Here is a 1,630-nt window from a genome sequence, read left to right as displayed (position 1 = left end):
GTCTCGGTCATGGCGTATCGCTCTCCTCGAGAGGTTCTGGCAGGCTCGTCACCCGCCTCGATACGCCGCCTTCCTCACACCGTCATCACCCAGATTCCGCCATAGCTCGCTTAGATGCGTCCACGCTGGAGCATGAAGGCGCTCCCCTGTTGGCGGTGGAACCGCAGCGTCTCAATCGCCGCCACTCGCGCGGACGAGTTCTCGCATCGTGGCTTTCATTGGGAACCCGCGGCTGATTCAGGACAAAATCGGATGAAGACCAGCAGGGTAAGCTAGGAAGAGGTTGAATTCCGTCGAGTTGCTCCGAAAAGCTGATCAAATCAAAATAATGACAGAATCGCGATGCTCCTCCGACGAGCAAGGCTCCATCGCTTTGCTTGGAAGTTGAAGAGGAGGAACTCAGTTTGGATGGGCAGTTACAGGGGTTGATCGACGCGGTCGATCTGGCACGCGACGAGCGCTCCATTCGCAACGCGATCAAGAAGTTTGCTGTCTCATCCGCCTTCGATCGTTATGCCTACATCCATGTTCACGGCGACGATGCGGTTGTTTTCAGCGATTATCCTGCGGAGTGGTTGAGCCTTTATTTTGCAAAGCATTACACAACCATCGACCCCGTCGTGACGACCGCCAAGCGCACCATGCGGATGTTCGCCTGGTCAGCGGAGGAGCGCGAGCTGCGCAGGAGTTCGCGTGACATCAAGCAATTCTATTCGGAGGCAATTGACTTCGGCATCCGCTCCGGCGTTTCCGTTCCGATCAGGACAAGTTATGGCCGAACCGCGATGATCACACTCGCATCTGATCGGCAGCGGGTCGAGGTCCCGCCATGGGATCCGATGCAGGCGGCGCTGGCGCTCGCCTATATTCACGTTCGCCTCAGCCTGGCGTCTGGGTCGTCCTTCAAGACAGGGAACGTGACGCTGTCGACGCAGGAGGCGACCTCGCTCAGTTGGTCGTCACACGGCAAGTCAATGAATGTGATCGCGGACTTGCTTGGGATCAGGCCACGAACGGTCCAATTCTATCTGGACAATGCGCGCGACAAACTCGGCGCCAGCAATCTCCAGCAAGCCGTCCGTATCGCCATGGAGAAAAAGTTGATCTAGTCCACTGTGATACGTTACCGGACGACCCTGCTCTTCGATCAACGGCGACGCCCGGCCCAGAGTCGTTGCCATGACGATTATCCGGCGGGAATTTTGGGAACGTAACCGAGGCGATCGATCAGGCTGTTGAGGACAAGCTGACGCGCCCGATGCTCAGTCTCCGCATGTTCATGGGTTCGTTGGAGCTCTGCCCGACGGTCGGGACAAGAGGCCATGCCAGCCTCTGCGGCTAGCCGCTGCAATCGGGCCGTCTCGGCGAGCGCGACGCTCGCACGGTATTCGCGAATGGCGTCGATGGTTAGGCGCTCAAGCTCAGGTTGTCGCATTCCCCCGAAGATGTGCTCAAGCTCGCAGTTGAGCCCGGCGTCGGGTGATTCATCATGATTGTTCGATGCCACAATTCTCACGCAGACTAGTACCCACTTTTCTTGGAACGTGAGTCGTGATTCAAGGTCGGGATGATACCCGAAGCAAGAGAAGTCCACCTTTCGAGGAAAGATCGCAAGGTGCTTGAGGCGTGC

2 protein-coding genes and 1 pseudogene are annotated in these 1,630 nt (G+C 57.6%); 1 reads left to right on the top strand and 2 read right to left on the bottom strand.

Annotation, left to right across the window (positions count from 1 at the left end; translation table 11 throughout):
• Positions 1–113: 113 nt before the first annotated feature.
• A pseudogene (locus QJT78_RS51020) lies at positions 114–226 on the bottom strand (IS110 family transposase); the annotation flags it as partial.
• 151 nt (positions 227–377) lie between these two features.
• Between QJT78_RS51020 and QJT78_RS51015 the strand changes: the two are divergent.
• The gene (locus QJT78_RS51015) at positions 378–1,109 is read left to right on the top strand and encodes an autoinducer binding domain-containing protein (protein WP_225005978.1); all 732 of its coding nucleotides are present in this window, start codon (positions 378–380) and stop codon (positions 1,107–1,109) included.
• A 77-nt stretch (positions 1,110–1,186) separates the two neighbouring features.
• Here QJT78_RS51015 and QJT78_RS51010 read toward each other — a convergent pair whose 3' ends face one another.
• Complete coding sequence (locus QJT78_RS51010; RefSeq protein ID WP_225005980.1) at positions 1,187–1,507, bottom strand: transcriptional repressor TraM; 321 nt, start codon at positions 1,505–1,507, stop codon at positions 1,187–1,189.
• Positions 1,508–1,630: the final 123 nt, after the last annotated feature.

The organism is Bradyrhizobium sp. Mp27, from assembly GCF_029953005.1.
Taxonomy (GTDB): Bacteria; Pseudomonadota; Alphaproteobacteria; order Rhizobiales; family Xanthobacteraceae; genus Bradyrhizobium; species Bradyrhizobium barranii.
This window is presented reverse-complemented; position numbering and strand designations above follow the sequence as displayed.